23 protein-coding genes are annotated in these 23,002 nt (G+C 33.7%); 4 read left to right on the forward strand and 19 right to left on the reverse strand.

The features are described 5' to 3' along the window. Positions 1 to 117: 117 nt before the first annotated feature. A complete protein-coding gene (gene trxB / locus P8J93_03480; GenBank protein ID MDG2060864.1) occupies positions 118 to 1,074 on the forward strand; it encodes a thioredoxin-disulfide reductase in 957 nt (318 codons plus the stop codon). Continuing rightward, positions 1,071 to 1,844, forward strand: a complete 774-nt coding sequence (locus P8J93_03485) for an enoyl-CoA hydratase/isomerase family protein (GenBank protein ID MDG2060865.1) — start codon at positions 1,071 to 1,073, stop codon at positions 1,842 to 1,844. The genes trxB and P8J93_03485 overlap by 4 nt, the downstream gene beginning before the upstream one ends. A 3-nt stretch (positions 1,845 to 1,847) precedes the next feature. Here the strand turns inward: P8J93_03485 and P8J93_03490 are convergent, their stop codons facing one another. Genes P8J93_03490 through P8J93_03510 form a run of 5 tightly spaced genes read right to left on the reverse strand, consistent with a single transcriptional unit; the run spans position 1,848 to position 5,790 of the window. Then, the gene (locus P8J93_03490; GenBank protein ID MDG2060866.1) at positions 1,848 to 2,825 is read right to left on the reverse strand and encodes a nitronate monooxygenase family protein; all 978 of its coding nucleotides are present in this window, start codon (positions 2,823 to 2,825) and stop codon (positions 1,848 to 1,850) included. 13 nt (positions 2,826 to 2,838) lie between these two features. After that, positions 2,839 to 2,967, reverse strand: coding sequence for a hypothetical protein (locus P8J93_03495; GenBank protein ID MDG2060867.1), 129 nt, complete (start codon positions 2,965 to 2,967; stop codon positions 2,839 to 2,841). A 24-nt stretch (positions 2,968 to 2,991) separates the two neighbouring features. Next, on the reverse strand, positions 2,992 to 3,978 hold the full coding sequence (locus P8J93_03500; GenBank protein ID MDG2060868.1) for a YhdH/YhfP family quinone oxidoreductase: 987 nt from the start codon (positions 3,976 to 3,978) through the stop codon (positions 2,992 to 2,994). 2 nt (positions 3,979 to 3,980) lie between these two features. Next, the gene (gene sohB, locus P8J93_03505; GenBank protein MDG2060869.1) at positions 3,981 to 5,021 is read right to left on the reverse strand and encodes a protease SohB; all 1,041 of its coding nucleotides are present in this window, start codon (positions 5,019 to 5,021) and stop codon (positions 3,981 to 3,983) included. A gap of 1 nt (position 5,022) precedes the next feature. After that, positions 5,023 to 5,790, reverse strand: a complete 768-nt coding sequence (locus tag P8J93_03510; GenBank protein MDG2060870.1) for a 3-hydroxyacyl-CoA dehydrogenase — start codon at positions 5,788 to 5,790, stop codon at positions 5,023 to 5,025. Between the two features lie 228 nt (positions 5,791 to 6,018). Here P8J93_03510 and P8J93_03515 point away from each other — a divergent pair, with 228 nt between their 5' ends. Beyond that, positions 6,019 to 6,630, forward strand: coding sequence for a TorF family putative porin (locus P8J93_03515; protein MDG2060871.1), 612 nt, complete (start codon positions 6,019 to 6,021; stop codon positions 6,628 to 6,630). Positions 6,631 to 6,749: 119 nt separating this feature from the next. On the opposite strand, the gene P8J93_03520 is transcribed toward P8J93_03515, so the two are convergent. From P8J93_03520 to P8J93_03540, 5 genes are read right to left on the reverse strand one after another with little or no spacing between them, the layout of a single operon-like run. Continuing rightward, positions 6,750 to 7,913, reverse strand: a complete 1,164-nt coding sequence (locus tag P8J93_03520; GenBank protein ID MDG2060872.1) for a 1-acyl-sn-glycerol-3-phosphate acyltransferase — start codon at positions 7,911 to 7,913, stop codon at positions 6,750 to 6,752. Further along, positions 7,852 to 8,355: a GNAT family N-acetyltransferase gene (locus P8J93_03525; protein MDG2060873.1), complete on the reverse strand. Its 504-nt coding sequence runs from the start codon at positions 8,353 to 8,355 to the stop codon at positions 7,852 to 7,854. The genes P8J93_03520 and P8J93_03525 overlap by 62 nt, the downstream gene beginning before the upstream one ends. A 19-nt stretch (positions 8,356 to 8,374) precedes the next feature. After that, positions 8,375 to 9,493, reverse strand: a complete 1,119-nt coding sequence (locus P8J93_03530) for a sodium ion-translocating decarboxylase subunit beta (GenBank protein ID MDG2060874.1) — start codon at positions 9,491 to 9,493, stop codon at positions 8,375 to 8,377. 9 nt (positions 9,494 to 9,502) lie between these two features. Further along, complete coding sequence (gene oadA, locus P8J93_03535) at positions 9,503 to 11,254, reverse strand: sodium-extruding oxaloacetate decarboxylase subunit alpha (GenBank protein ID MDG2060875.1); 1,752 nt, start codon at positions 11,252 to 11,254, stop codon at positions 9,503 to 9,505. 3 nt (positions 11,255 to 11,257) lie between these two features. Beyond that, entirely contained in the window at positions 11,258 to 11,485 is a 228-nt protein-coding gene (locus P8J93_03540) for an OadG family transporter subunit (GenBank protein MDG2060876.1), read from the reverse strand. A gap of 164 nt (positions 11,486 to 11,649) precedes the next feature. Between P8J93_03540 and P8J93_03545 the strand changes: the two genes are divergently transcribed. Next, positions 11,650 to 12,405, forward strand: a complete 756-nt coding sequence (locus tag P8J93_03545; GenBank protein ID MDG2060877.1) for a glycerophosphodiester phosphodiesterase family protein — start codon at positions 11,650 to 11,652, stop codon at positions 12,403 to 12,405. 15 nt (positions 12,406 to 12,420) lie between these two features. Here the strand turns inward: P8J93_03545 and P8J93_03550 are convergent, their stop codons facing one another. The 9 genes from P8J93_03550 to P8J93_03590 all read right to left on the reverse strand — a co-directional run bounded on the left by P8J93_03550 (position 12,421) and on the right by P8J93_03590 (position 22,890). Further along, positions 12,421 to 13,680, reverse strand: coding sequence for an MFS transporter (locus P8J93_03550; GenBank protein MDG2060878.1), 1,260 nt, complete (start codon positions 13,678 to 13,680; stop codon positions 12,421 to 12,423). Positions 13,681 to 13,873: 193 nt separating this feature from the next. Beyond that, positions 13,874 to 14,644: an SDR family NAD(P)-dependent oxidoreductase gene (locus tag P8J93_03555; GenBank protein MDG2060879.1), complete on the reverse strand. Its 771-nt coding sequence runs from the start codon at positions 14,642 to 14,644 to the stop codon at positions 13,874 to 13,876. 12 nt (positions 14,645 to 14,656) lie between these two features. Continuing rightward, positions 14,657 to 15,412, reverse strand: coding sequence for an SDR family NAD(P)-dependent oxidoreductase (locus tag P8J93_03560; GenBank protein ID MDG2060880.1), 756 nt, complete (start codon positions 15,410 to 15,412; stop codon positions 14,657 to 14,659). Beyond that, positions 15,409 to 17,556 (reverse strand): FAD-dependent oxidoreductase, encoded by a 2,148-nt coding sequence (locus P8J93_03565; protein MDG2060881.1) that lies wholly within the window; start codon positions 17,554 to 17,556, stop codon positions 15,409 to 15,411. The genes P8J93_03560 and P8J93_03565 overlap by 4 nt, the downstream gene beginning before the upstream one ends. Before the next feature lie 25 nt (positions 17,557 to 17,581). Further along, on the reverse strand, positions 17,582 to 18,202 hold the full coding sequence (locus P8J93_03570) for a nuclear transport factor 2 family protein (protein MDG2060882.1): 621 nt from the start codon (positions 18,200 to 18,202) through the stop codon (positions 17,582 to 17,584). Positions 18,203 to 18,205: 3 nt separating this feature from the next. Continuing rightward, positions 18,206 to 19,636, reverse strand: coding sequence for an amidase (locus tag P8J93_03575; protein MDG2060883.1), 1,431 nt, complete (start codon positions 19,634 to 19,636; stop codon positions 18,206 to 18,208). 2 nt (positions 19,637 to 19,638) lie between these two features. Then, positions 19,639 to 20,970 (reverse strand): dihydroorotase, encoded by a 1,332-nt coding sequence (locus P8J93_03580; GenBank protein MDG2060884.1) that lies wholly within the window; start codon positions 20,968 to 20,970, stop codon positions 19,639 to 19,641. Between the two features lie 16 nt (positions 20,971 to 20,986). Continuing rightward, positions 20,987 to 22,660, reverse strand: a complete 1,674-nt coding sequence (locus tag P8J93_03585) for an FAD-binding protein (protein ID MDG2060885.1) — start codon at positions 22,658 to 22,660, stop codon at positions 20,987 to 20,989. A gap of 5 nt (positions 22,661 to 22,665) precedes the next feature. Next, positions 22,666 to 22,890: a hypothetical protein gene (locus tag P8J93_03590; protein ID MDG2060886.1), complete on the reverse strand. Its 225-nt coding sequence runs from the start codon at positions 22,888 to 22,890 to the stop codon at positions 22,666 to 22,668. Positions 22,891 to 23,002 lie beyond the last annotated feature (112 nt).

Genomic DNA, 23,002 nt, shown 5'->3' on the forward strand with positions numbered 1-23,002 from the left:
GTATAGTGAAATTATTTCTTGTTCTAATATTCTTATAGAAGTTTAATTTAATGGATTAGTTATTTATTCTACATTAGAAGTTATAATTTGATTTCTATAAAGTTAAGTCAAATAAATATGGAAAATCTTCTTAAAAGAAAACTTATCATCTTGGGATCTGGACCAGCTGGATATAGTGCTGGAGTTTATGCTGCTAGGGCTGGATTGCAACCTTTGATAATTACTGGAATGGAACAAGGTGGACAATTAACCACAACAACTGATGTTGAAAATTGGCCTGGTGATAGCAATGGACTTCAAGGTCCTGAACTTATGGACAGGATGTTAAAACATGTTGAGTCCTTAGAAGTGGAGGTAATTTTTGATCATATTGAAAAAGCTAATATAAAATCAAAACCTTTTATGCTCGAAGGAAATATCAATTCTTACGAGGCTGAATCAATCATCATAGCTACAGGTGCTTCTGCTCAATACTTAGGCCTACAATCAGAACAAGAATACATGGGTAAAGGGGTTAGCGCTTGTGCGACTTGTGACGGCTTTTTTTATAAGGATAAAGAAGTGGCCGTAATAGGAGGTGGCAATACAGCTGTTGAAGAAGCATTGTACTTATCTAATTTATGCAGTTCCGTAACTTTGATCCATAGAAGAGATGAATTAAGAGCAGAAAAAATCTTACAGGATAGATTATTTAAAAAGGAGCAAGAAGGAAATATTAAAATTCTTTGGAGTCATACATTAGATGAAATATCTGGAGATGGAAATACAGTTAATTCTTTAATGCTTACTAATTTAAAAAACTCAAAGAAAATTAATATTGATGTTTCAGGGGTATTTATTGCAATAGGACATAAACCCAATACAGATTTATTTAACGATCAACTAGATATGAAAGATGGATATATCCAGATAAAATCAGGAATAAATGGCAACGCTACATCTTCAATGGTGCCAGGTATATTTGCTGCGGGTGATGTCGCTGATCATATTTATAGACAAGCTATAACTTCAGCTGGATCAGGTTGTATGGCGGCATTAGATGCTGAAAAATATTTAGCTGAACTCAATTCATGAAGCTTATAAATATAAAAAAAGAAGGTCATATATGCTGGGCATCATTCAACAGGCCAAAACAATTAAATGCACTAAATAAGGAGTTATTAACAGAAATAAAAGAATTCAGTGAGAGTCTTGATGAGGATCTTAATACAAGAGTAGTAATCTTTTTAGGAAAAGGTAAGAGTTTTTCTTCTGGTTCTGATTTAAAAGAGAGTACTAAAAAGTCTTCTAAATTAGATAATTGGAGACATAATTTTGGTAAGGCTGCAATTAAATCTATTCTCAATATTAATCAAATTACTATTGCAGCTATAAATGGTTATTGTCTGGGAGGAGCTGCCTGTATTGCTTCGGCTTGTGATTTTAGAATAGCGTCTACAGATGCAAAACTTGGTTATCCTGAAATAAATTTGGGCATGAATCTTAATTGGTTAGGACTGCCTTTAGTCTTAAGATTAGTTGGTCCAGCAAAGACAAAAAGATTAGTCATCGGTGGACAAATAGAAGATTCTTTAACTTTGCTAGATTGGGGGTTTTATGACGAAATTTATCCACCTGATGAATTTTTAACTGCTGTCGAGAGTATGGCATATAAATATTCTTTGAAACCTCCTTTAGCTGCACAAATGATTAAAAAGAGTGTTAACCACCTTAGTTACTCTAATGATGAGGCAATAATGCATATGGATTATGATCAGAATTTATTGACCCTTGGAACTGAAGATTCAAAAGAAGCAATTAGTGCATTCTTTGATAAAAGAGACCCTAAATTTACAGGGAATTAAGAACTATATTTTTGCTTCTAATTTTTCTTTTGCTTTATTGTATTCTTCCACTAAAGTATCTACAGACTCTTTTACAGATGGCACATCATGAAGAGTACCTATTCCTTGACCAGAACCCCAGATATCTTTCCATGCCTTTTTTTGGTTATCTCCACCTGCTCCTGAGGAACCAAAATTCATATCATTCTTATCTGCAAAAGGAAGGTTATCAGGATCCAAACCAGCTTTTTCTACACTGGGTTTAAGATAATTTCCATGAACACCTGTAAATGTTGACGAATACATTATATCTTTGGCAGAACTTTCAACTATCATGTCTTTATAGCCTTGTGATGCATTTGCTTCAGCAGTGGCTATAAATCTTGTACCTATATAAGCAAAGTCGGCACCCATAGCTTGAGCTGATAGTACTGAAGATCCATGAGAAATACTTCCAGAAAGAGCAATTGGACCATCAAAGAATTCTCTGACTTCTCTTACTAAAGCAAAAGGACTTAATGTGCCTGCATGACCTCCTGCTCCAGCACATACTAATATTAAGCCATCTGCACCTTCATCAATTGCTTTTTTAGCATGCCTGATATTAATTACATCATGCATAACTGCTCCATCGTAACTATGCACTGCATCTACGACAAATTTAGGCGCCCTGAGACTTGTGATAATTATTGGCACTTCATGTTCAACGCAGACATCCATATCATGCTCCAATCTTTCATTAGAATGATGACAGATTTGATTTACAGCAAATGGAGCTACTACTGCATCTGGATTCTCTTGTTTAAAAATTGAAAGCTCTTCTTTCATTGAAGAAATCCATTCACTAAGTTTTTCTTCCGGTCTAGCGTTAAGTGCCGGAAAAGAGCCAACTACTCCAGATTTACATTGAGCTAGAACTAACTCAGGATACGAAACTGTAAATAAAGGAGCCCCTATGACTGGAATTCTGGTTTTATCTTTTAAGAATTTTACTACATCCATGTTTTATATTAATTTATTGATTTGAAACCCAAAAAACAGCTATTGCAGATGTCGCTATTATCAATACTGTAGCAGCAATAGCATCTAACTTACTGTCTTCTTCATTTTCTTGCTCTTCTATTTCCTTTTGTTCGTCCATCATTATGTTGTCCTTATTATATAAATTTTAAATTTTAACTAAGATTCTTCCAGTTTGATTTCCAGATAGAATTAAATCTATTTCATCAGATAATTCTGATAATAAAACTTCTTTAGATATACTTTCTAAAGAACCTAAAGACCATTCTGAAGAAAATTTCTTCCAAATAAATTCTTTTGCTTTCAAAGAAATCTCTACAGAATCAATACCTAGTAAAGAAACCCCTCTTAGGATGAAAGGAAAAATAGATGATTCAAAAGATGTTCCTGCCACAAGCCCACTACAAGCAACTGCTCCCGAGGGCTTTAATGCAGCCAATATGTATGGAACCATATCTCCACCTGCAACATCAACTGCTATATCCCATAGAGGTTTATTTAAAGGCTTTCGAACGGTTTCAAAGAGATCATCTCTAGTCAATATTTCATTTGCACCTAATGATTTTAAAAAGTTTGCTTTATCTTCTTTACCGGTAACGGCAGTAACTTTTGCGCCCAATTTAGATAGAAGAAGTGTAGCTATAGAGCCTACTCCACCTGTAGAACCAGTAATAAGTGAATTTAAGCCTTGAATGCCTCTATGCCTCTCTAGGGCATTTATAGATAATCCAGCCGTAAGTCCAGCAGTACCTAAAATCATAGAATCTTTCATGGATAAGCCCTCAGGAAGAGGAATTATCCAACTGGACGGAACTCTAATATATTCTGCAAAACCTCCTGACGTATTCATACCTAAATCATACCCAGTAACTATAACTGAATCCCCTTCTTTAAAATCTTGACTGGCTGATTCTACTATAAAGCCAGCTGCATCTATTCCTGGAGTATGAGGATATTCTTTAGTTACACCTGGGTATCCTTTAGCAGACATGGCATCTTTATAATTTAATGAAGAATATTCAACCTTAATCAGGATGTCTCCTTCGGGTAGATCAGAAATTTCTCGCTCTACAATTGAAAGTAAATTTTCCTTTTCATTCTTAGATGATTGAAGAGCTAAATATTGTTTTGTCATTTTTACCTTATATATCTATCTTTATTTAAAATTTCTTGAAATTTTATAACTACTTTATCCAGAAATGTCTGAGTACCGAAAGCAAACCTTTCAGATAGAGGTTTTTTTTCAAAATACTCTATACCATATAAATTAAACTTATCTGAAAGTTTAAGAAGGTAGTCATCTGAAGTTTGTATGCCATCTATCAAACCTAAATCAAGAGCTTTTTTTCCTTGCCAAACTTCACCTGTAGATACTTTAAGTTCATCCACTTTAGGTCTATGCTCTTTAACAAAATCTTTAAAAACTATATGCAAATCTTCTAATTCTTCAATAAACTTTTGTCTTCCATCTTCTGTATTTTCACCAAATACAGTAAGCGTTCTTTTAAACTCACCAGCTGTATGCATTTCAAAATCTATCAAGTTATCTTTTAAAAGACGATGAATATTTGGCATTTGAGCAATTACTCCTATGGAGCCAACTAATGCCCATGGTGCTGCAACAATTTTACTAGCAACACATGACATTAGATATCCACCACTAGCAGCAACCTTATCGATACATACGGTTAATTTAATTTTATGATCTACAAGACGTTTTAATTCAGCAGCACATAGCCCATAAGCATAAGCTGAACCTCCTCCACTTTCTACTTTTAAAACAACTTCTTTACAGGGAGTTTTGGATGCAAGAATGGCATTAATTTCTTGTTTTAACTTATCAACTTCGGAGGCCATTACATCTCCATGGAAATCCATTACATAGATTGATTGTTTAGTACTCTTAGAATTTTTCTTTCCTTTTTTTTGATTTTTTTTCTTTTTTTCTTCTTCTTTTATAAATTTCTTATAAGTCTTTGCATCCATCTGAGATGCTTTTAAAGCATTACCCATATTATTGATACGTTCTGATAAATTCTTCACTATTAGCTGACCTTTTTCATGTGAAGTCTTTTGACGGCTAGCACTTATTATCATCAAGATAGGGACTAAGAAAGCAATTGCTATTGTTAAAGTCCTCAGCAAAAAGAAGCCATATTCTATAAAAAGATCTAACATGTTACTTAGGTTGCATTCTTATTGAACCATCCAGCCTAATAGTCTCCCCGTTTAAGAAGCGGTTCTCTATAATATGTTTAGCTAATGATCCGTATTCTTCAGGCAACCCTAGTCTTTTAGGGAATTGAGTCATTTCTATTAAAGGAGTTCTAACCTTATCTGGTGCCATAGCCATCATTGGAGTATCAAATATTCCAGGTGCAATTGTATTTATTCTTATACCCATCCTTGATAAATCTCTAGCAATTGGAAGTGTCATTCCTGAAACTCCTGCTTTACTTGCACTATAGGCTGCTTGTCCAATTTGACCATCAAAAGCGGCAACGGAAGCTGTATTAATTATGACTCCACATTCTCCATCCTCTCCAGGAGTATTTTTACCCATTTCTACGGCGGCAAGCCTTAATACATTGAATGTTCCAACTAAATTTATTTCTATTACTAGTTTGAAGTAATCTAAGGGGTGAGGACCATCTTTTCCAACTGTCTTACTTGCACTCCCTATACCAGCACAATTGACAACTACATCTATTGATCCAAAACTGTTCTTAGCATTTTCAATAGCTAATTTAACAGACTCTTCTTCAGTCACATTTGCTATAGAATATTTTGAAGATTCCCCCAACTCTAGGCAGGCCTCTTTTGCAGCATCTTCGTTTAAATCTAGAAGCATCACCTTTCCTCCAGAATTAATTATTTCCCTTGCTGTTGCCAAACCTAAACCAGAAGCTCCACCGGTTATAAGAACTGTTTTATTATTTATATCCATTTAACTAACTCAGATTGAATTTTAAAAGCTGAATATTACACGATATTAAGTTTATATTGCTCAATTTATTCATTTTAAGAACAGATTAAGTCATTTTTTTTTAAGTCTGCACTGTTATAGAGCTTATTTACTATATTTCTGATAAAAATTTATGGCATAGAAATTGCTTGTATTTAAATGTATACCATTATTTTAATTATAAAAATTTTAGGGAGTAACAACATGACAATGAAAAGATTACTTATTATTTTAGGTTCTTGCATTGCAATTTTAAATATAAATGCAGCTGAATTTGAGTCAAACATCTCAATAACTAATGATTATATTTGGAGGGGGATGACTCAATCCAATGAAGAGCCCGCAATTTCAGGTGGATTTGATATAGCAGCTGATAATGGTCTTTACTTTGGCACATGGGGTTCAAGTATAGAATTTGGAGGAGATTCTGCCTCAATGGAATTAGATTATTATTTTGGACTATCTAATGAATTAGATAACGGACTGAGTTATGACTTAGGATATATTTCTTTTACATATCCAGGTGATGATGATGCTGATTTTGAAGAGATATATCTAGGACTTAGCTATAGTTACTTTGGAATTACCTTTTATAGCGGACAAGATGATGCCGCAGATAATGTAGAATTTTCATTAGATATAGGTGATACAGGCATTGGATTAACTTTTGGGGATTATGAAGATACCGGAGAATATACAATTATTTCATATGATTTACCTTTAGACTTCTTAGGTTTATCTGTGGGAATAGCATGGAGCGATTTTGAATCAGAAGACGGAATGTCGGATGAAGATGGCGTATATATAACCTTTAGCATGTAATTAAAGAAACTATTTATCTGATATTATCACCTAATTTCTAATATTCTATGGCCTTAAGGATAGGCTGATGTAGGGTTGTCTATATTTCGACCCTACATTTTTTAAAATACTTAAAGATATTAAATCAGCCCTTTTCTTTTTTTATTGAGAACTGGTGCAGCATAAATTTGTAAAATATTATCAAGATATTTTTTCTCTAACCCAGAAAAACGGTCCAAAAAGTGATCTCTATTTTCATTACTACATTCCTCTTCCATTTCTTTATCAATTTTACAGGAAACCCCTAACTCTTTAGCAGCCAAATAATTTGTGGGCCAAAGTTTATAATTTTTGATAATTTCATAATCTAAATATTCAGTTAACTCCTCTATGCTATTTACTGGATCCTGAATAGAAGGAGCTACAGAAAGTTGAACTCTTCCTTTATATCCTAATATTCCAGATAGAATCTGTTTATATCCAGACTTTATTACCTCTTTATCCTTTATTTTATTTAAACTATGCAAATTACTACCTTTAAATTCATCTAAGGGATCATATTCATATGAAATGCTCAATGGTGTTAAATTAACTTCTTTGATCCACTCATTAAGAGTTAATTCCTTTTTAACATTAAAAAATAACATTTTAAGAACTGCTGAATCTGTTAAATCCCAACCATTAATTGCTCTTCCTTCTTTTTGAGCTATCCATACTGATTCTTTGTCCATAAAAAGAATCTTATTTATATAAGCAGATAGCCTAGAAATAATTCTGAATATTTCTTTAAACCCTTTCACCTCCCTATGAACAATAAAACTTTTATTAAGTTTCATTAATTTTTCTCCATAACTCCCATCTATAAGGTTGTCCCCTATAGCAATATGTGCTGTTTCTATATTTTTACTAAACAATGATAAATTTAGAAATAAAGGATCTAAAGCTATATCTCTATGGTTTGATATAAAGAGACTAGGTTTATTAACTAAATTGTTAATGCCGGATGTAAAAAAACCATTTGTAGTTTTATCAATCATGTCTTGTATTAAGGGCTCCAAAGCAATTTGAAAATCACTAATTGAATTAACATCTTTAAAGATTCTTTTGAACTCTAAAGACAATTCTGTAGGGCTCCTTTCTGGAGATATAGAGGATAGTAAACTATAAAAGTCCTTACTTTTAAAAAGAAAGTCCATCATCATTGGAACCTCTCCATCACAATAAGATCTTATCTCTTCAAAATCATTCCTCAAAAGATTTCTCCATATAGACAACTTCTCTTTTTCCTTTAACTTGGATGCCAAGACCCACTTCTTTAAAATTAAATTTTTTATGGAAAGACATGGAAACTTCATTAGGTGGTTGTTGATTAACCTCACAACAGAGGAATAAATTATTCTCTATAGCATTCTGAATAGCCAAATTATAAAAACTTGAGCCTATACCCTTTTTTCTAAAATCTTGATCGATTACGATTCTATCAATATACAGAAACCTTTTATATTTTGACTTAAAGTATTTATAGTTTTCTGATTTATAATCAACATCTTCTCTCATCAAGATTATAAACCCAGCTATAGAATCATTAAATCTAGATATATAAATAAAAGAACTTAGTCCTATTAATTGGGCTAAATTTTGTAGCGATAGTAGCTCACCTACTTCAGGAATATTTTCCTGGTTTAATTTAAATATAGAATCTAAATTTTCATGATAGGTTTGAGGATTTAGTAACTCTATGACCATAGCTTACGGAATAAGACGGCTAACTTAATAAATTAATCATAACCCCTGCCGCCACTGTTGAACCTATTACTCCTGCAACATTAGGTCCCATGGCATGCATCAATAGAAAGTTTTGAGGATTTTCTTCAAGACCAACCTTATTTACAACTCTTGCGGCCATTGGAACTGCAGATACTCCTGCCGCTCCAATTAAAGGGTTAATTGGATTTTTACTCACTACATTAAGTAGTTTAGCCATCAAAACACCTGAAGCCGTTCCAATTGAAAAAGCAACTGCTCCAAGGAGTAATATTCCTAAAGTCTCAAAATCTAAGAATTTATCTGCTCCTAACTTTGAACCTACTGCAAGCCCCAAAAATATAGTAACTATATTTATGAGAGAATTTTGAGCAGTATCATTTAATCTATTGACTACTCCACTTTCTCTAATCAGATTACCAAAACAAAACATACCTAACAAAGGAGCAGCAGAAGGAAGAAATAATGCCACAGAAAGAATTAAGATTAATGGAAATAATATTCTTTCCATCTGACCTACTTCCCTTAGCTGCACCATTGAAATTGCTCTTTCTTTCTTAGAGGTAAATAGTCGCATGATGGGAGGTTGAATCAATGGAACTAATGCCATATAAGAATAAGCGGCTACTGCTATCGCCCCGAGTAAGTCTGGTGCCAAGATACTCGAAACATAAATAGCAGTAGGCCCATCTGCTCCTCCAATAATTCCTATAGCGGCTGCATCCTTTAAAGAAAAATCTAGAATCCCTAGATAAGAAAGCCCGACAGCCCCAAAAACTGTTGCAAAGATCCCAACTTGGGCAGCTGCTCCTAACAATAAAGTCTTAGGATTAGCTAAAAGCGGGCCAAAATCTGTCATGGCACCTACTCCCATAAAAATAATTAAAGGAAAAGCAGTGGTTTCTATCCCAGAAGAATAAAAGAAATATAATATTCCTCCAGGATCAGCTAGACCTGCACCTGGAATATTAGCTAAAAGCCCTCCAAAACCAATCGGCAGAAGTAAAAGGGGTTCAAATTTTTTTGCAATGGCTAAATAGAGCAATAGTAAACATATGCCCAGCATCATCAGTTGACCTAATTCTATATTAGCTAATCCTGAATTAGTTATTATTTCCATTTAGTAAAGCTATTGAATGAGCATTAATTGTTGATCTACTTTTACAGAGTCACCTTCTATAACCTGAACCTGAGAAACAATTCCAGATTTTACGGATTGTATTTCTGTTTCCATTTTCATTGCTTCTAATATAAGAAGTACATCACCTTCCTTTACTGATTCTCCCTTGTTTTTACAAATTTTATGTACGGTACCTGACAATGGACTTAATAATGGAGTGCCGCCCTCAATAACAGGCTGATCCTTTTCTTCTACTTCTTTTATTTCACCTGATGACGAAATAATTGAAGATTTACCTTCTTCAACTCTTACAATAAATTCTTGTTTACCAACAATAACATTATAAATACCAGGTTTTTGTTCTTTTATTTCAAGCGGCTCTGGCTCAAAAAAATCAGAATTAGTTCTATTTGCAAAAAATTTAATAGCGACTTGTGGAAAAAGAGCATAAGTTAATACATCTTCATCCTTAGAAGAATTTGCATCCAAGGAGCCCTGTTTTATTTTTTCTTCCAATTCATTTCTGATTTTTTCCATTTCATTGTCTATAAGATCTGCTGGACGAACGGTGATTGGTTTACTATCTCCTAAAGCTAATTTCCTGACCTCTTCATTGACAGGTGCAGGAGTCTCTCCGTACTCACCAGCTAATAAGCTTGAAGTTTCCTTGGAAATGGATTTATATCTTTCACCAGACAAAACATTTAAAACAGATTGACTTCCAACAATTTGAGAAGTGGGAGTAACTAAAGGAATTAGGCCTAAATCTTCTCTTACTTTGGGGATTTCTTGTAAAACCTCATCAAATCTATCCAAGGCATTTTGCTCTTTAAGCTGATTTTCCATATTTGTAAGCATGCCACCAGGAACTTGAGCTACTAAAATTCTAGAATCAACACCTCTTAAGGAGCCTTCAAATTTACTATATTTTGATCTTACTTTCCTAAAATATGATGAAATTTCATCTAGTTGGTTTAGGTCAAGTTCTGTACTTCTTGATGTATCGCTCAATATGGCAACTAAACTTTCAGTGGGGGAATGTCCATAAGTCATGCTCATGGATGAAATAGAAGTATCTACATTATCTATTCCAGCTTCAATAGCTTTAACTGCTGTTGCTGTAGACATTCCTGTCGTTGCATGAGATTGCATATGAATAGGGATTTCTAACGATTCTTTTAATCTAGAAACTAGCTCAAATGCTGTAAAAGGTTTTAACAGTCCAGCCATATCTTTTATCGCAATAGAATGGGCACCTATGTCTTGAAGCTTTAAACTTAAATCAAGCCAGTAATCAAGATTGTGAACAGGACTTACAGTATAAGAAATAGTTCCTTGAGCATGCTTTTCGCCATCTATTACAGCTTTTAAGGCGGTTTCTAGATTACGAATATCATTCATTGCATCAAAGACTCTAAAAACATCAACTCCATTCTTAATAGAAGTATCAACAAAGCGTTTAACTAAGTCATCAGCATAATGACGATATCCTAAAATATTTTGTCCTCTCAAAAGCATTTGCTGAGGAGTCTTGGGCATGGCTTTCTTTAGAATACGTATTCTTTCCCAAGGATCTTCACCTAAATACCTTATACAAGCATCGAAAGTAGCTCCTCCCCAAGATTCAATTGACCAATAACCAATTTCGTCAATCTTAGTCAAGATTGGTTCCATATCCTCGATGCGCATTCTTGTTGCTAAGAGAGATTGATGCCCATCTCTTAAAACTACTTCTGTTATACCTAATTTTTTACTATTCATATTTTATGAAGATTTATTATGATGATGCAAGGCTAAAGTTTCTGCTATTTTTTTTGATTGGTTCGAAGCAGAAATAACATTCTCTTCTTCATTTTTAGGCGATCCATAAAGATGGCCTACAACTCTAGACATAAGAATTGTGAAGAAAATCAATAAAATTAAAAATATGAAAACTGTGCTCATACCTACAATAGCTAATTCAATTGCTTGCTCTATAAGCTGATTATTCATATCTATAATCTCAATTTTATAATATTTATTAAAAAATTAAAAAACCATCCAAGATGAGTTAAGTAATTTAAGTATATAATTTTAATATATAGGATACTAAATTAAAAAATTACTTAATATGAAAATAATTTAATAAAATATTTCAACTCTATAATCACTCGCTCATGAATCCAATTAAACTTTTTTTTAAAGATAGCTCCTTTACTGCATTTATCCATAGAGGTGGAGCAGAGGATGTAACTGAAAATACCCTAGATGCATTTCAGTATTCAGCTAATCTAGGTTTTGTTTTTATGGAGACAGATGTTCAATCTACTAAAGATGGCAAGATAGTAGTTTTCCATGATGACTCCTTAAAAAGAGTTGCGGGAATAAATAAACAAATAAAACAACTAGATTTAAAACAATTGAAAGATATAAAACTTTTAAAAGGTGGAACAATTCCTACTCTAGATGAGCTCTTACATTCCTTTCCTAAATTAAAATTTAATATTGATATCAAAACACATGAAGCAACTAATGAAAGTATAAAAATAATTAGGCAACATAATGCTTTTGATAGAGTCTGTCTTGCTTCCTTTTCTTCAAAACGTTTAAAGAAAATTAGAAAAATTTTGAATGGGCATCTATGTTCATCTATGGGCATGACAGAAGTTCTAAACCTCGCCTTAAATTCTTATGGTTTAAATTTGAAAATAAGTGACGGCCAATGTGCTCAAGTACCTAAATCGTATTTTGGTATTCCAGTATTAAGTAAGAGATTCATTGATTATGCTCATCATTGTTCTAAATTAGTCCATGTCTGGACAATAAATAATGAAAACGACATGCATAATATTATTAATTTAGGTGTTGACGGTATCATGACTGATTTTCCTAGTGTCCTTAAAAAGGTCCTACTAGAGAAAGGTTTAATGTAGTCTTAATAATTAGAATTAGTCTTCCTGTGGCACTAACCAAAGTAGAATTAATCCAGGAATAAATAACAATAAAAGACTAAGAATTCCAAATCTAGGATTACCAAAAATCAAAGCTACCCAAGCCACTAAAGAAGGACCCAAAACCGCAGCAGACCTTCCTACCAGATTATAAAAACCAAAAAATTCAGTTGCCTTATTTTCTGGGATTAGGTTACTAAAGAAAGATCTACTTATTGCTTGTATACCACCTTGAACAAGACCAATTGTTCCAGCTAAAAGATAAAATTCCTTTGCAGTTGTCATATAAGCACTATAAAAACAAACTAAAATATAAAGAATTATTCCTAAAGTTAATATCCTTTTAAAGCCAATTCTATCCGCATAGTATCCAAATATAATTGTGGAAGGGAAGCCTATAAATTGGGTTAAAAGTAAGGCTGTTATCATCGAAGAAGTATCTAAACCAATATCAGACCCATATGCTGTTGCCATTTTTATAATTGTATAAACACCATCAATATATAACCAGTAAGCTGCTAAAAAGATTGCTACTCTTTTATATTTTTTTATCTTCCGTAGAGTAGTGGCAATATTTTTAAATGAGTTAAATATTAAGGTAGAAGTCTTTTTATTTTCAACCTTATTTTTTACATCAACTTTTATAGAAATAGCAATGGGCAAAGAAAATAAACCCCACCAAATAGCTACACTTAAAAAGGACCATGAAACTGCTTCTGTATTAGAACTGAAACCAAATGAAGATGGGTTTAAATACATTAGAACATTTAGAAAAAAAAGTAGCCCTCCTCCTAGGTATCCTAAGGAGTAACCTAAGGCGGATACCCTATTTCTTTCTTTTGCGCTTGATACAGATAAGATTAAAGAGTCATAAAAAATATTTCCACCATAAAACCCAATACTTCCTAAAATAAAAAAAGACGCCGCTAAGAACCATTGTTTCTCTGGTAATAAAAATAAACAAGATGTTGATAAAATTCCTAAAATTGCAAAGAAACCAAGGAATTTCTTTTGGTTGTTTCCAAGATCAGCATATGCCCCAAGTAGAGGTGCTGTAAGCATTATGAATAAAGCTGCAATTGAATTTGCTGAACCTAATATTGCAGTACTTTCTGTTCCGGTAAAATCAGATGCCCAGTACAACTTAAAAAAAATAGGAAATAAGCCTGCCATCACCGTAGTAGCGAATGCTGAATTGGCCCAATCATAAAAAGCCCAACTCAATTGTTGTTTAGTAAATTTATTTTGACCTGACATTATTTTTAATGATAATCTAATTACTAAATATAAGGAGAGTATATTTTGGAACAAGATAAAAAAACATGGGTGACTCTGGGAGTTTTTGCAATTGCAATAGCTGTAATAATTGCATTGCAAATCGTATTTTCTATTTATTTACAAAATATATACTAGAAAGTATTAAATAGATAACTATAGTCTTCTTAGTTATTTATTCCCAATCTCCCGTCATGCCTGCACTTAGATCTGCGGTTTTTCCTCCGTCTGCTGCAATACATTCCCCTGTTATAAAACTAGAATCAGAGCTTAATAAAAACCTAGCTATCGTAGCCATTTCCTCAGGTTCAGCTATTCTCTTTAGTGGGATTGAATTTGCTGTTGAATCAAGTAATTCCTGAGTATTGAGCATAACTTTACTAGCTTCAGTCAAAACAGCACCTGGAGCAATACAATTAACTCTTACATACGGTGCAGCTTCTATTGCAGCTGTTTGAGTAAGGCTAATTAACCCTGCTTTGGCAGCTGCATAAGCACCTAAAGTAGAAGTGCCTCTTAAACCAACAACCGAACTAATATTAACTATAGAACCTTCCTTTTCAGCCATCATATAAGGTACCACTTCCCTAATACCTACAAATGCCGCATCCAGAGAAACTGTAAAGTTTTCTCTCCATTCCTCTAATGTTAAATCTTTAATTAATCCTCCATGGATGGACATTGCGTTATTAACTAGACCATCGATTTTGCCCCATCTCTCTTTATATGATTTTAAGCACTTTATAAAACTATCTTCGTCACTAATATCAATAGAACAGATCTCTACATTTCCTCCTAACTTTTTAATTTCATCCGCTACTGAGATTAGTGCATCCTCTCTTCTTCCTAAAATAGCAACATGAGCTCCAGATTGTGAACATTCTTTTGCTATAGCTGCCCCTATACCCGACCCCCCCCCAGTAATAATTATTTTTTTATCTTTCATCATCATAGTAAATTAATGCATATAAGAACCGCCATTAGGCGATAAAGTTTGACCTGTAAAGAAACTAGAATCATCAGAAAGAAGAAAAAGACTTGTTCTAGCTACTTCTTCTGGCTGTCCGAGCCTTCCTAGAGGAATAGATGCAGCAAGAGAATCTTGATATTCTTGTGGAATACTATCCATCATTCTTCCAGAAATTGGGCCTGGACAAATTGCATTTACTCTAATACCTTTTGAACTTAAGTTCAGTGCTAGTGCCCTTGTAAAGGACAAAAGAGCTCCCTTTGATGTGCAATAAGCTAATGGTCCATCTCCAGTGTAAGCAGAAGTACTAGAAATATTAACTATAGAACCTTTAGTTTTATTTTCAAACATCAACCTTACAGCTTCTCTTGTTATATAAAAAGCTCCATCAAGATTTACACCAATGACCCCTCTCCAACCTTCATCATTTGTTTCATGAATTTCTGCGTTCTCACCATCACCAGGAGATCTGCCGATCCCAGCATTATTAACAACGCCATCAATTCTTTTATAAGAAGCCTTTATTTCAGCAAACATATCCATAACCATTGAACTATCTGAAATATCCCCAGCATAAACCTGATGGGTGCCTCCTTTGAGCATCGACAAAGTATTTTTTAGATCAGATTCATTTATATCATTTAGCATTAATGAAGCTCCCTCATCTGCAAATATTTTCGCTGTTTCTCTACCCATCCCAAAACCAGCACCACTTATTAAAATAACTTTATCTCTTAATCTCATGATTTTACCTCTACTAAATTTCTCGCAATTTCCCTTGCTCCTTTAATTGCACCTTCAATGTAACCTATATTATAACAATCGCCTACTACTTGAGTTTTGATATCTAAGCTCTCAAGTTTTTTGGATAAAAGATTATCTGACTCTGCTCCTGTAGCAATAATAACTTGATCTGCTTTGCAATCATGGCTCATCCCATTTGAAGTATAAAGAATGTTAGTTTTATTAATTTTTTCAATCCTTGCCCCTAAAACTAAATTAACGCCCTTTTCCTTTAATTCATGAATTAACCTAGCTCGTCTAACAATACTTAAATTGGTGCCTAAATTATTTGTAGATTCCAAGATTGTTATTTTTCTTCTCCGTTCTGTTAGAAATTCTGCTAACTCTAGACCCACTAAGTCGCCTCCAATAATTGTTATATTTCTAGAAAAAGGCATCCAAAATCTACTAACAAATCTTAAAAAAGGAATATTTCTTAATAATTGACTCGCTCGACCTAACCTCAATATTAAATTACTAGAGAATGATAATTTTTTTAATATCTTAGTTTCTTTACTAAAAAGCAAACTTCTAAGTTGTTCACCGTCAAAAACATGAGGTAAATCTTTTCCAAGGATTTTAGGCGAGTTTCTAATAGCACCAGTTGCAATGACAACTAAATCGGGATTTAGACTCTTTATTTCTTGAGAAGTTGCTAACTTATCTAACTTTATCTCTACATCACTATTTTTAATAAAGTCTTTTAAATAATTAATGAATTTTAAATTTGGATCATATGCTAATCCTGCAATCCTTGCTGTGCCCCCTAAATCTTTTTCTTTTTCCCAAAGACTAATTTTGTGACCTTGTATAGAAAGTAATCTTGCTACTTCCATACCGGCTGGTCCTCCACCTACAATTATCACATTGAGTTTTTTCTTAACCTTCTTTAATAGATCTTGATCTTCCTCTTCATAACCTAGGCTTGAATTAACTGCGCAAGACATAGGTCCATTTATAAAAATTTTACTAACGCAAACATAACAATAAATACAAGGCCTTATAGTTTTATCTAGTCCATTTACCACTTTTTTAGGTAGGTCTGGATCTGCCAATAATTTTCTTCCTAAAGCTAAAAAATCAAAATCCTTTTTTTGAATACTCTTCTCCGCTAAACCTAGCTCCAATCTTCCTACGGCAATAATTGGTATTTTTACAGATTTCTTTGCGAGTTTGGCAAATTCAAGAAACCCTCCTGGTTCATGAACTAAAGGACCTTCTGTGAATGCTATCCCTATATTACTATTTCCATAGGCACTTACATCCAAAGCATCAGCCCCGGCATTTTCAGCTATTTTTGCTGTTTCAATAAAATCATCTGTTGTTAAGCCATTCTTTAGTCTAAATTCTGCAGCATCAAGCCTAACTAGAATGGGAAAATTTATACCAACCTCATTCCTTATTGACTGAATTATTTCTTCTAATAATTTAGCTCTTTTCTGAGGTGATCCGCCGTATTTATCTTTGCGCCTATTTATGGAAGGGGATAAAAAACTTGAAATTAAATAACCATGTCCAGCATGAATTTCTAATGCATCAAATCCTGAAGTTTTTACCCTTCTAGCAGCCTCTACAAAATAAACTATTTCTCTATCTATTTCTTCTAAAGATAATTCATGATATCTAGGTCCTTTCCCATCAGGCCCTGCTGATTTTACAAAGGTCGCAATCTCATCTTGGGTAAGAATTTCAATTAAATCACTTTTTTCTTTTTCAGGGATTGACGGAACCAGTATTGGCCTGCCAGCCACTACATCTTCTTGAGAGACCTTACCACTTTGATTTAACTGAGCGGCAATCTTTGAATCATATGCATGCACTCTATTTGTTAAGTCTAAAAGATCTGGAATAAATTCATCCTTTGATAGTCCAATCATATTAGGCATAGATGAGCCTAATGGCCAACTAACAGAAGAAGTTTCTAATATTATTAGTCCTGCACCTCCTTTTGCTCTCGCCTCAATATAAGTCTTTAGTTTTTCACTTACTTTACCTGTCGAATGAGCAAAATTTGATCCCATAGGAGCTAAAATCATACGGTTCTTTAATTCCATTTGGTTTATAGAACCTGATGATGATAGAAAGGGATAGTTAGTATTTTTCATACTGTTGTTAATTAACTCACTTAAATTATTTAACTTTTATTTTTGGGATTTTACTACTCCTCCTTAAGGTCATAAGGAATTTTTCGGCATCTATAGGAGGGTTTACATCTGTTAAGTTATTTTTACCAGCCCAAAATTCTTCCCAAGAAGGCCATAGAGAATGAAATTCTCCTTCATATCTCTCTATGGAAGGCCATCTCATCTTATTTATTCCTAAAGGAGGACTATTTAAGTCTGAAGCATACCAATATAAAGGCAGTCTTCTCTTAAAAAACCATTCTTGATTTAAATAAATGTAGTCATCCCAATACATCATTTGCATAATGATCCACTCGTTATTAGTTTCATGTTCATTTTTTGAGTAAACAATACCATGAGCATTTGATGGATCAGTAAATTCAATTATATGATTACCTGTATGATGAGATGTGCCAGTAAACTGATCTCTTAATGTTGAATCAAACCAATTTTTTAATGCCAATCTACCTGATTTATTCTTTCCAGCTTTGACATCCTCTGGAAACAAGGAAACTAAGGCATCTAAATCTCTAATATCTAAAGCTAATGAGTATTTAGCCACTAATTGTTTGATGGAGTCTAAAGATTCTAACCTTTCAATTCTTTCTTCTAATGACTTCATAATTATAAGCTAAGAACCTGCATAAACTGGAGGTCGCTTATCTTTCCATGGCCTTGCAACCTCTAGCTGTGAAGCCAAGGATAGCAATAATGCATCATCACCAAATTTTGCACTAAACATTGATCCTATTGGTAAATCTAAGTTACTCCAGTTTAATGGCACTGAAATACTGGGCTGTCCAGTTTGGTTATAAAGACCCGTAAAACCTGAATATGATAATAAATTATTTATATAAGTGCTTACATCCTTTGAAGACATATCAATTTCTCCTATCCTAACAGGAGGTTTATTCAATACTGGGCTTAGAATAACATCATAATTTTCCATAAAATTACCAAGAGTCCTTCCTGCCTGATGATTTAAGAGAGTTGCGTGAGCATATTGATCTGCTGTGGCCTTTTTTCCGTTTTCATACATTCTATAAGTAATATGCTCTACATCACCCTCCTTAAGACTCCTTCCTAACTGTTGAGCTCTCATATCTAAGGTTAATGCAACGTTTGCTGATATTATTGTACCCACAGCATTACCCAAAACCTCTACATCTAAATCAGGTGAAGCTAACTCTACATCATGTCCTAATTCTTGACATAATTCAGCTGTATTCTTAATTGCATGAATAACTTCAGAATCTATTTCTTTGTCTTCGGGAAGAGATAAAGCAACCTTTAATTTCTTAGGATAATTGGAGCAAGAAGATAAAAAAGTTTTCTTATTATGTGGAACTGAGTAAGGATCTCCCGGAGCAGGTCCAGAAGTGGCATCTAATAAGGCAGCTGAATCTCTAACTGTCCGTGAAACACAGTGGCTAATAGATTGACCTGCCCAACCTTCCCCTCTATCTGGTCCAAATGGAGTTCTTGCCCTACTGGGTTTTAATCCAATTAAACCGCAACATGAAGCTGGAATTCTAATAGAACCTCCACCATCACTAGCATTAGCCATTGGTAAAACACCAGATGCTACAGCAGAAGATGCTCCGCCACTTGAACCACCTGAAGAATAGTCAAGATTCCAAGGATTTCTTGTAGGCCCATAAAGAGATGGCTCAGTAGTCACTGTTAAACCAAATTCTGGAGTATTTGTTTTTCCAAAAATAACCAATCCTGCATTTAAGTATCTCTCCACCAAAGTACTATTATGATCAGCTATATTTTCTTTAAAAAAATTTGATCCATTAGTTAGCGCTGTCCCTGTAAGCATTAAGTGCAAATCCTTGAGTAAAAAAGGAACTCCCATGAAAGGACCATCTGGCAAACCTTTTGCTATTGACTTTCTAGCTTCATCATAGAGTTTATGCACAACTGCATTTGTTTGTGGATTAATGTTTTCATTTCTCTCTATAGCTTCATTAAGAAGATCCTCGGGTGACACTTCTTTAGATTTAACTAAACTTGCTAGACCTATACCATCATATTTATCATATTCTTTAAAACTCATCTTTAACCTCTTGTAAATTCTATTTTTCTTCCTCTTACATTTTCTGAGACTTTTCCTTCACTATAAGCTATCTCTCCATTAATTAATGTCTTAATTATAGTAGAACTAAACTTATCGCCTTCAAAAGGCGACCAACCACATTTATATTCAAGATTCTCATCACTAATTAACTGTTCTTTTTCTGTATCAACTAGAACTATATCAGCCCAATAACCTTCCCTTAGAAACCCTCTTTCTTTGATATCAAATCTTTTGGCTACATTGTGTGAAGTTACCCTGGGGACATCTTCAAGAGATAAATCTCCCTCTTTATATAGTTCTAAAACACCCAATAAGGTATGTTGTATACTAGGCATTCCTGAAGGGCATGTAAAGTAAGGGTTCTCTTTAGCCTTTTTATCATGAGGAGCATGATCAGTAGCAACAAAATCAATTAGACCAGATTTTAGAGCTTGTCTTAATGCCAATTTATCTTGTTGATCTTTAATAGACGGATTACATTTAATTAATGTACCTTTTATTGCATAATCAGATGAAGAAAAAAATAAATGTGGAATACATACTTCGGCAGTTATTTTCTTTTTTTCAATATTGTCATTCGAAAATAATAATAACTCTTCTTTTGTTGAAACATGCAAAATGTGTAAATTGGAATTAAATTTTGTAGCCAAGTCTACAGCTTTCTTACTTGAAGCTAAACACGCCTCTCTAGACCTAATGAATTCATGATTTTCTATGGGAATATCTTCACCATATCTAAGTCTATATTCTTTTTCGAGAGAAAGGATCATTGGAGTATCTTCGCAATGAGTAGTAATTATAACCGGCGAATCCTTAAATATGTTTTCTAAGCTGACAGGATTATCAACTAAAAGATTACCGGTCGAAGAACCCATGAAAACTTTTACACCACAAACTTCATAAGGGTTTATAGACCTTATTTCATCTATATTGGTATTACTAGTACCCATGTAAAAAGAGAAATTCGCATGTGAGTTATTGCTAGCTATTTCTATTTTTTCTTTCCATAGATCATGAGTTAATGTTGGTGGAAGTACATTTGGCATATCCATAAAAGAAGTTGTACCTCCTGCAACAGCTGCTCTTGATTCAGAATATATGTCTCCTTTGTCTGTTAAACCAGGTTCTCTAAAGTGCACCTGATCATCTATAACACCTGGCATGAGAGTTAAGCCAGCGCCATCAATGAAATCCCCTTGAGGTTCTATTAATTTATCTATTTTTTCTATCTTGCCATTTTTAATTAAGATATCTTTTTCTTCTACAAGGCCCTCATTTACTACTCTGCTATTTATTATTGTGAGATTATTCATTTATTACTTCTAATTTTTATTTTGAAACATTTAAACCTGCCCTTCTACCCGAAAAGATGCAATCGCTGATTGATAAGCCGCTGACATAGATATTCGAACAAATACCAACTGCAGTCCTTCCTGCTGCATACAATCCTTTTATATCTTCTCCCTTACAATCTTTAACATTGCCAGTTTCTTCATTTACCACCAAACCGCCTAAAGTTAATACGGCGCACGGAAAATATTTACTGTCCACTGACACATCCATTGCATAGAAAGGACCTTTACTTATCTCCCTACAATCTTCTGAAGACTTACCAAATTTATCTTTCTTCTTCCCTTTAGCAACTAAATTATATTGTTCTATTGATGAATATAGCTTTAATGGCGACATACCGCACTTTTTAGCTAAACCAGCAATGGTATTTGATTTCTTTGAATTAAATAACATACTTAGTATTGCAGGGTTTCTCTGAAAAGGAAGAACTTTTCCCGGACCAATTTGTTTCCATGCCTCCTTCCTTAAAGAGCTATCCAGAATAAGAATAGCTTTACCTTCTTGCCTTTCACACATAGCATCTCCTAAAGTAGCTCCATAGACCATTTCATTTGAATATCTTGATCCTTCTTTATTAACAACTATTCCTTGACCCCATGCTAGAGGTGGGTTGAGAAACCTCCAAGCTGTAACTCTATCCATTAAATTAACGGCTGCGCCAACAGACTGCCCTAATCTTATGCCGGCACCGTTATCTCCTGTTGTCCCCAAAGGAATACCACCTTTGTATTTAGGAGCATAATAGCTCACCATCTTCTTGTTAAAAATAAAACCTCCAGAGGATAAAACTACTCCCTTTGATGCTTTTATTAATTTTTTTATTCTAACTTTTTCTTCAATCTTAATAGCCTTATTTCTGTAGTAATTTGCTAGTGGCCTTATATACATTTGAAGAGCCTGTGCCCTCTGAGAATAAATTTTATGCAGCTTAGATAGTCTTGTTCCAGGTGGCATATGAAGGACTTCAACTCCAATAATCTTATTTCTTCTATTAACAATAAGATTAGTAACTTCAGTTTGAAATAGAGTTTTGACTCCTTTCTTTATGGCTGACTCTAATAAAGGATTAAAAATTGCTATTCCAACTCCAGTCGCTAAAGATCTTCCTTTTATGTAGCCTTTGTGCCCTCTGGGAGCTGGCTTTGCTATTTTTGCATAACTTGGAACAAGGGAATTATCTGAATGATAAAGAAAATATTGCTTATTAGGATATGAAGTTTTTTTTGTATAAGTGGATGAATTAAACTTAACTCCATGACCAATCAGCCACTCAAGATTAGACGGGCTCTCTTCGCAAAACTTATGCAAAGTTGAATCTTTAACAACTCCATCAGTTTCTATTTTTAAATATTTATACATTTCCTCTACTGAATCCTTAACCTTAGCTTCTTTCTGAATTGAAGTTCCGCCACCGGCATAATAAATACCTCCGCTAGCTGCAGTTGCGCCTCCTCCAAAAAATCTATCTATAACTAATACTTGTTTTTGATGGTCTGAAGCTTCAAGAGCAGATGCTATTCCTGCACCTCCACATCCCACTATAAGAACATCTGTCACTTCATCCCATTGAAGTTCTTTTTCAGATTGAGGTTTTAGAGGTTCTTTAATCTCTGAAAACCAATGATCATCTAATGGTGTTAAATTACTCACTATATTTATAACTTTTGAATCTTTATCTTGCCATATTCTAAACCTTCACCCGAATAATAATTTACAGAGTGTCTCTTTAATACGCTCAAAACAAGATTTATCATCGTACTGCTATTTCCGCAAATGATAGTTAAAGGTAATAAGTTTTGATTTAAAAAAATAAAATTCTCTACTAGAATATCTACTTCATTATGCTTTATTCCGTGTAAGTCTAAAATATGATTGCCCATTAGTACTTAAATTTTATATGTAGATCCTTAAATTTCATGAAGAATGTTAGAATACCCTGTAATTTTAAGATTATATTTATTCTAATTTGTATTAGTTTCTTAAAGTAAAGTC

The sequence above is a fragment of the SAR86 cluster bacterium genome (assembly GCA_029268615.1).
In the GTDB taxonomy this organism is placed as follows: Bacteria; Pseudomonadota; Gammaproteobacteria; order Magnimaribacterales; family Magnimaribacteraceae; genus JAQWNM01.

What these genes read in the sequence shown, in the direction of transcription:
- P8J93_03495 (MDG2060867.1), bottom strand. Translation starts at nt 2,967, where the DNA reads ATGATGGACGAACAAAAGGAAATAGAAGAGCAAGAAAATGAAGAAGAC.
- P8J93_03550 (MDG2060878.1), bottom strand. Translation starts at nt 13,680, where the DNA reads ATGTCAGGTCAAAATAAATTTACTAAACAACAATTGAGTTGGGCTTTT.
- P8J93_03560 (MDG2060880.1), bottom strand. Translation starts at nt 15,412, where the DNA reads ATGAGATTAAGAGATAAAGTTATTTTAATAAGTGGTGCTGGTTTTGGG.
- P8J93_03590 (MDG2060886.1), bottom strand. Translation starts at nt 22,890, where the DNA reads ATGGGCAATCATATTTTAGACTTACACGGAATAAAGCATAATGAAGTA.
- P8J93_03510 (MDG2060870.1), bottom strand. Translation starts at nt 5,790, where the DNA reads ATGGATATAAATAATAAAACAGTTCTTATAACCGGTGGAGCTTCTGGT.
- P8J93_03545 (MDG2060877.1), top strand. Translation starts at nt 11,650, where the DNA reads ATGAATCCAATTAAACTTTTTTTTAAAGATAGCTCCTTTACTGCATTT.
- P8J93_03490 (MDG2060866.1), bottom strand. Translation starts at nt 2,825, where the DNA reads ATGGATGTAGTAAAATTCTTAAAAGATAAAACCAGAATTCCAGTCATA.
- P8J93_03485 (MDG2060865.1), top strand. Translation starts at nt 1,071, where the DNA reads ATGAAGCTTATAAATATAAAAAAAGAAGGTCATATATGCTGGGCATCA.
- P8J93_03575 (MDG2060883.1), bottom strand. Translation starts at nt 19,636, where the DNA reads ATGAGTTTTAAAGAATATGATAAATATGATGGTATAGGTCTAGCAAGT.
- P8J93_03525 (MDG2060873.1), bottom strand. Translation starts at nt 8,355, where the DNA reads ATGGTCATAGAGTTACTAAATCCTCAAACCTATCATGAAAATTTAGAT.
- sohB (MDG2060869.1), bottom strand. Translation starts at nt 5,021, where the DNA reads ATGTTAGATCTTTTTATAGAATATGGCTTCTTTTTGCTGAGGACTTTA.
- P8J93_03515 (MDG2060871.1), top strand. Translation starts at nt 6,019, where the DNA reads ATGAAAAGATTACTTATTATTTTAGGTTCTTGCATTGCAATTTTAAAT.
- P8J93_03580 (MDG2060884.1), bottom strand. Translation starts at nt 20,970, where the DNA reads ATGAATAATCTCACAATAATAAATAGCAGAGTAGTAAATGAGGGCCTT.
- oadA (MDG2060875.1), bottom strand. Translation starts at nt 11,254, where the DNA reads ATGAATAGTAAAAAATTAGGTATAACAGAAGTAGTTTTAAGAGATGGG.
- trxB (MDG2060864.1), top strand. Translation starts at nt 118, where the DNA reads ATGGAAAATCTTCTTAAAAGAAAACTTATCATCTTGGGATCTGGACCA.
- P8J93_03500 (MDG2060868.1), bottom strand. Translation starts at nt 3,978, where the DNA reads ATGACAAAACAATATTTAGCTCTTCAATCATCTAAGAATGAAAAGGAA.
- P8J93_03540 (MDG2060876.1), bottom strand. Translation starts at nt 11,485, where the DNA reads ATGAATAATCAGCTTATAGAGCAAGCAATTGAATTAGCTATTGTAGGT.
- P8J93_03565 (MDG2060881.1), bottom strand. Translation starts at nt 17,556, where the DNA reads ATGAAAAATACTAACTATCCCTTTCTATCATCATCAGGTTCTATAAAC.
- P8J93_03555 (MDG2060879.1), bottom strand. Translation starts at nt 14,644, where the DNA reads ATGAAAGATAAAAAAATAATTATTACTGGGGGGGGGTCGGGTATAGGG.
- P8J93_03530 (MDG2060874.1), bottom strand. Translation starts at nt 9,493, where the DNA reads ATGGAAATAATAACTAATTCAGGATTAGCTAATATAGAATTAGGTCAA.